Origin of the sequence: Moraxella sp. K127 (assembly GCF_015223095.1) — a bacterium.
In the GTDB taxonomy this organism is placed as follows: Bacteria; Pseudomonadota; Gammaproteobacteria; order Pseudomonadales; family Moraxellaceae; genus Moraxella.
The window spans coordinates 37,480-43,695 of record NZ_JADFBZ010000023.1; the positions used below are offsets into that span (position 1 = coordinate 37,480).

Sequence of the window (6,216 nt, forward strand, 5' to 3'; positions counted from 1 at the left end):
TTTTAAAACCCAAATACCAATTTTAAAAAACAAAAAAGGTGCAAATCGCACCTTTTTATCCGTCTTGCCTGTTATTTACGGTCAGGCAAATTGATGTTCATTTCAAGCACATCAAGGCTCTCTTCATGACGCTGTTTGATATTAACATCGTCAATCTGTACGCCACTGATGAATTTATTAACCACCGCCAAAATCTCACGCTTCATCTCATCCACACGCTCAGGGGTTAGGCGAGTGTTTAGGCGGTCGTGGCTTGCGACGATGACTTTTAGGCGGTCTTTGGCGATAGACGCACTGGTTGGCTCATCGCCCCCACCAAATAACGTACTCCAAAATCCTTTTTTCATATCAGCCCCCGAACAACTTAGCAAAGAAACCTTTCTTTTTGACATCAATGTGACGCAAAGGACGGTTTTCACCCAAGAATCGTGCCACGATGTCATCATAGCATTGACCTGCTGCCGAGTCTTTAAAATAAATGACAGGCTGACCGTGGTTTGACGCTTCTAGCACAGCATTCGACTCTGGAATGACGCCGATGAGTGGCACTTTTAGAATGTCATTGGCAATGTCATCAATGTCCATCATCTCACCGTGAGCGGCACGCTCTGGGTTGTAGCGAGTAATGATGAGATGTTCTTTGACGCTACCTCCTTCTTCGACACGTTTGGTGCGAGACTGCAAGATACCAATGATACGGTCAGAATCTCGCACGCTCGATACTTCTGGGTTGGTGACAATCAAAGCTTCATCGGCGTGATACATGGCAAGCTGTGCCCCACGCTCAATCCCTGCTGGACTGTCGCAGATGATGTAGTCAAAGCCCAGCTCATCAGACAGCTCTTTCATGACCGCTGCCACGCCTTCATCGGTTAAGGCGTCTTTATCACGGGTTTGCGAGGCAGGTAAGATGTACAGATTTTCCTGCTGTTTGTCTTTGACCAGTGCTTGTGAGAGCTTGGCATTACCACTGATGACATCCACAAAGTCATAGACAATGCGGTTCTCACAGCCCATGATAAGGTCAAGGTTACGCAAACCCACGTCAAAGTCGATGATGACCGTCTTATAACCACGCTCTGCAAGACCCGCCCCAAAAGACGCACTGGTGGTGGTCTTACCCACACCGCCTTTACCTGATGTTACTACGATGATTTTTGCCACAGGGCAACTCCTTATAATTTGGTATTACTACATTTATCAATTTAGCAATTTAAAAAATACTTTGTGCTCAACTGTCTTTTTTATCATTGCTGTTATTTTTACCCTATTCATCAATGATTTACTACCAGTTAAGATTTAGAAAAAATTTATCTATTTTACCATAATTTTAGGGCATGTTGAACTTTTGTATTTGCAATGAAAATCACGAAAAATCGCACGTTTTTCAAGGAAAAAGTGAAGTTTGATAGTCGTTCTATCAAACAAGCTTTTGACGATGAAAAACAATCCGACCACTTAATCGTGTAAATTTTAAGAGTTTTAACTTAATTTTTTAAATTAAGTGGTCGGATAGCCATTTTTCATGCAAAGACACCATTTTATTTCTATAAAATTTCTAAATTTTAAATTGTGTTATAAAGGTTCAACATGCCCTGAACAATGATAAACCAAACCCATCACGCCATGAGCGTAAAGATAAGCCCCTTATCTTCATCATAGCTGACTTGCACCGCCTTATCTATCATCTCAAGCGGAATGGCGTCGCTTAGGCAGTAGGTGCCTGCCACCGAGATCAACGTGGGGTTGAACTTTTGGCAAAAAATACGAGCGTGTTTGTCGCCTGTCGCCCCAGCAACCAGTCGCCCTTGTCCATGCCCATAAATGTGCAAACTGTTATCGGTAATGGCCTCTGCACCATTGTTTACCCCACCGATGATGATTAAATCGCCACCTAAGTGTTGTAAACTCTGACCTGAACGAAGCATTTGACCATGCACTCTACTGGTTACACCTTGCTCTTGCTGGGGGATGGTTTGGGGTGTAGGCCGATTGCTAAACTCGCCTGCTTGCTCTGATGATTTTAGTTGTGATGATTGAGATTGTGATGATGGGGCATTATTATCCACACTACTTGTTTTTGACGTTGGGGCAAAATGTGAGTCAACTGGCAAAATGCGTTCCATACGTTTACCATCAGCAGGAAAGCTCGCCAATCGTAGGGCATTTGCCTGCTCGCTTAATACACCATCAACCACGCCTATCGGCTGTACGCCCATCTGCCACAACATCTCAACCAATGCCGACAAATCAAGCTTACACTCACTGTCTAGCACCACAGGCACGGACGTGTTGTCTTTTAATAGAACACTTAGTTCATCTTGAATGGCGGTCAGGTCGTCAGTGTGCAGTTTTAGACGGCTAAAACTGAGCATTTTGCCAAATAAAGTAATCGGTTTCATAACATCATCACCTAAAATTTTGCCAATTTTACCATTTTTTTGGTGTTTTGGGGCAAAATCATCGCCTTTGGGTGGCGATTTTGGCATTTTTGGTGATGAGTGGCGTGGTTTTATTTGGTGACATAACAACCCGTTTTATAAATGTAACTGCTCTTTGTGTTTCCACTGCTGGACTTTGACTTGCTTTTCAAAGGCATTTAGAGCGTCATCAATCACCCCACTCACGAGCTTTTGTAGTTGTGGGTGTGTGGTATCAATGCCTGCCACCCCTTTGGCGACATTGACCATCAGGGCGTCTAGGGTTTTTTCATCAAACAAATGCTCATTGAGCGCCATGGTAACATTCTCACCAATATGACGACCCACACTCGTAATCTGCGACTCTATCATGCCCCCTGCGATGGGAATGAGTTTAAGATAACGTCTTAGCTCAGGCGTGTCAAGCAGTGCCTGCTCAACGGACGTGCCGATGTCATGCGAGAGCTGTTGCCCTGTCTGTGCCAAAAACGCCTGCTGTAACTTCGGGGCAAGCTCACGGCGAAGCAAATCAAGCATCACACTCTCAAACTCGGCACGGTTACGGTCAATGGTCGCCTGAATCAGCGTGCCATGTGTCTTGGACTGTGCCATCTGCTCACGAAAGTTATCAATGGCGGTCAAAATCACTCGGTCAGAGAGTTCCTCTAAGATGACATGATAATAAAACTGGGCAGATGTTATCCACTTTTTAGGAATGACCATCACGCCTGTGTCATGCAAGCGTTTGATGATAATCCCTGCTCGCAGCAGTCTTAACGCACGAAGTATGGGAAAACATGCCAGCACTTCATACCAATGCACAAAGGGAAAAAAGAACCAGCGATAATAAGTGCGACGCTTGATGGCAAGTAGCCACCGCACCAACAGCTCACTCACCCAAAACAGCGTAAACATCCCCCCAATGGCGGATAAGCTCACATGATAAGTCGCTTGATAGGCACTGAGCATGCCACTAAATCCGCCCCACTCGGCAAGTTTGGTCACAAGTCCGCTCATCAAAATGTTATCGGCAAATATCAAACACAGGTCAATAACCAGCAGGATAAGCATGCCGACATCGTAGATGATTTTGGTGCGACTTTGCTTAGCGGTCGGCTCTCGCTCGTCTTTGTCCGTGCCAAAGAGCGGAATGACATCATCTGGCACATCAGAGGGTTGGGGGATTTCTAGGTCGGACAAATGGGGGGTGTGTTTGCTACTCATGGTGTTTTGCTATGATTAAACTTGTAAACATTGGGGTATTGTAAAACTTTTTGGGCAGTTTTAAAAGGTTTGGTTTTCTCATTATTTAGCCCCACTTTTATTTAGACCTACTCAAACTCACTCATCATTTGCCCAACTCGCTCATCTTTGGCAGTCCACACCTTATCCAAAAAGTCAAACAGCTCCGCCTTGACCGTCTCATCACTGTCGTATTTACCGTCTTTTAAATCGGTAAATAACCGCTCATCCATGTCCAGATGACGAATGTCCACCCCCAAACGGGTCATCTTACCTGCCCACAGCTCGCCATAGTCAGGCACACCATCAGGATAGACCACCGTCATGTCCAATATGCCGTCTATCTTATCACCCAAACTGGCAATGGCTAAGGCAAAACCTCCTGCTTTGGGCTTTAATAGGTGCTGATAAGGCGAGTTTTGGCGGGCGTGCTTGTCCTTACTAAACCGTGTGCCTTCTAGGTAGTTGAGCAGAACAAATGGCTTATCAGCGAGCAGTCCGCAGGCACGTCTGGCTTCTTCCAAATCCCGAGTGGCAAGGGCAGGGTTTTTGGCGATTTGTGCCTTGGAGTGGCGTTTCATCATCGGAAAGTCCAAAAAATAAAACGCCTGCCCCACGATAGGAATATAGAGCAGTTCATGCTTGGCAAAAAATCGGGTAATCGGCAACCGTGACTCGCTCACATACTGCACCACACTCGTGTCCACCCACGACTGATGATTGCACACGAGCAGATACCGTCCGTCTTTTTTTAGGTCATCAGGCACCGATATCCGCCAGTCACGCTCTGGCATGAGTGTATCTAGCAGGCGGTTGTTGGTGTTAATCCAGTGGTTGGCGATAGACAGCACCGCCTTGTCGCCCTGCTTTGAACCGAGCAATGTCTTGGCAAGCCCCGCCCCATATAACGGCACGCTGATTGCCACGCTGTTGGCGACCATCGTCCCAAGCCCCGTACCTAGGCGGAGTTTTTGGGCAAGTTTGGGGTGTTTGTCATGGATTTTTTGAAAAAAAGATGTGGTATTAGGGTTATTTTTATGCATATGAAAACCGCTTATTGGATAAATGTAACAATTTGTGTCAAAATCTACTCATCATCAACCCATCAGAAAAAATGCCATACCGCACCCCAATGTCGCCTGATAATGAGTGTATTACCATGCACTATTTTAGCAAATTTTTATCAAAATAATCAAAAACATCAAAAAATAATTAAATCTCTTTCCAAACTAAAAATAAACCCTTATAAGTATTGGGGTTGAAGTTTTTAAAAATCCATAAAAATCAGGGTTTGGAAAGAAGTCTATTAAAAAATAATTAAAAATTATCAAAGTTTTCAAAGGCTTTTTTAAAAAAATGACTTTGAAAACAAATAAGCCGATTTTACCATCATTATTATTTAAAATAGAGGCCCTGGTTCAAAAAGTATGCTACAAAGAAAACCGTTCGTGGCGAGCTTGGGAAACCTAATGGTTTTCCTACCCGCAGGCAGGCTCAGGGCGAACGGAAAACCTAGTTCAGCATACTTTTTAGACTACTACCAAAATAGTCAAAAATCATGGTAAAAACCGCCCATTTTGACAAATTTTGATACAATTTTACCAAAATTTTATGCATTTTCCTGTAAGAATTGCCCCTATTTTAGGGCGATTGTGCAAAATACCAGTCCATTTTTACAATTAAAATAACCGATTAACTACATACTTATAACAAATAAGAGAGTTTTTTACGGCATAATAGTCTCATCAAATGGTTTGGGCTTGGTTTAAATATGTTTAAACACCTGTTTAGATTTTAATATCTAAACACCCATATCAAAATCAAGTCCAAGCCACTTTGGGGATTTTAAATTTACCATCTCTCATAGGAGTATTTTATGAAAAAAATTCTTACCATCACCGCCGTTTCTGCAAGTATGATTTTGGCAGGTTGTGCCAGTACTGGCACAGGCATGAACGACACCACAAGACAAACGGGTCTTGGTGCGTTGGGCGGTGCTGCCCTAGGTGCTGCCATCTCTAAGGCAACAGGTGGCGAACACACAGGTCGTGATGCTGCCATCGGTGCGGCACTCGGTGCAGGTGTTGGTGCTTATATGAGTCGTCAAGAAGCCAAACTCAAAGAGCAAACCGCAGGCACAGGCATTGAGGTTCAAAGAGACCCTGTTACCAATAACATTAACCTATCCATCCCAGAGGCGATTACCTTTGATGTTGGCAGATACGACATTAAGTCTAGCTCATATGGCACACTAAATCAGGTGGCTCAGACACTCAATCAGTATGACCAAACCACAGTGATGGTCAATGGTTATGCCTCCATTGAAGGCAATGCCAATTTTAATCAGGTACTATCACAAAATCGTGCCTCTGCTGTTGCCAACTATTTGGTAGGTCGTGGTGTTAATTCATACCGCATTGATGCCATCGGACATGGTGCAACCACTCAATTTGGTAGCAGATACGAACCAAACCGTCGTGTTGAGCTAACCATCCTAGCCCCACAAAGCGTGAACTAATTTTATCCCTTTGGGTAAACCAAAACAGGTCATGTA

At 44.1% G+C, this 6,216-nt stretch carries 6 protein-coding genes; 1 reads left to right on the forward strand and 5 read right to left on the reverse strand.

What is annotated here, in order from left to right; translation table 11 throughout:
• Positions 1 to 71: 71 nt before the first annotated feature.
• From minE to IM753_RS06660, 5 genes are all read right to left on the reverse strand, one after another.
• Positions 72 to 347 (reverse strand): cell division topological specificity factor MinE, encoded by a 276-nt coding sequence (minE, locus tag IM753_RS06640; RefSeq protein WP_029103917.1) that lies wholly within the window; start codon positions 345 to 347, stop codon positions 72 to 74.
• A 1-nt stretch (position 348) separates the two neighbouring features.
• Entirely contained in the window at positions 349 to 1,164 is an 816-nt protein-coding gene (minD, locus tag IM753_RS06645) for a septum site-determining protein MinD (RefSeq protein WP_062500703.1), read from the reverse strand.
• A 455-nt stretch (positions 1,165 to 1,619) separates the two neighbouring features.
• Positions 1,620 to 2,402 carry a septum site-determining protein MinC gene (gene minC, locus IM753_RS06650; protein WP_065255295.1) on the reverse strand — a complete coding sequence of 261 codons (783 nt, stop codon included), beginning with the start codon at positions 2,400 to 2,402 and terminating at the stop codon, positions 1,620 to 1,622.
• 135 nt (positions 2,403 to 2,537) lie between these two features.
• Positions 2,538 to 3,644, reverse strand: coding sequence for a hypothetical protein (locus tag IM753_RS06655; RefSeq protein ID WP_083108239.1), 1,107 nt, complete (start codon positions 3,642 to 3,644; stop codon positions 2,538 to 2,540).
• A 107-nt stretch (positions 3,645 to 3,751) separates the two neighbouring features.
• Positions 3,752 to 4,705, reverse strand: a complete 954-nt coding sequence (locus IM753_RS06660; protein ID WP_065255253.1) for an acyltransferase — start codon at positions 4,703 to 4,705, stop codon at positions 3,752 to 3,754.
• 833 nt (positions 4,706 to 5,538) lie between these two features.
• On the opposite strand from IM753_RS06660, the gene IM753_RS06665 reads away from it, so the two are divergent.
• Complete coding sequence (locus IM753_RS06665; RefSeq protein WP_062500313.1) at positions 5,539 to 6,180, forward strand: OmpA family protein; 642 nt, start codon at positions 5,539 to 5,541, stop codon at positions 6,178 to 6,180.
• Positions 6,181 to 6,216: the final 36 nt, after the last annotated feature.

Excerpts from the sequence above, each read along its gene's own strand:
- minC (WP_065255295.1), bottom strand. The coding sequence starts at position 2,402 with ATGAAACCGATTACTTTATTTGGCAAAATGCTCAGTTTTAGCCGTCTA.
- IM753_RS06665 (WP_062500313.1), top strand. The coding sequence starts at position 5,539 with ATGAAAAAAATTCTTACCATCACCGCCGTTTCTGCAAGTATGATTTTG.
- minE (WP_029103917.1), bottom strand. The coding sequence starts at position 347 with ATGAAAAAAGGATTTTGGAGTACGTTATTTGGTGGGGGCGATGAGCCA.
- IM753_RS06660 (WP_065255253.1), bottom strand. The coding sequence starts at position 4,705 with ATGCATAAAAATAACCCTAATACCACATCTTTTTTTCAAAAAATCCAT.
- IM753_RS06655 (WP_083108239.1), bottom strand. The coding sequence starts at position 3,644 with ATGAGTAGCAAACACACCCCCCATTTGTCCGACCTAGAAATCCCCCAA.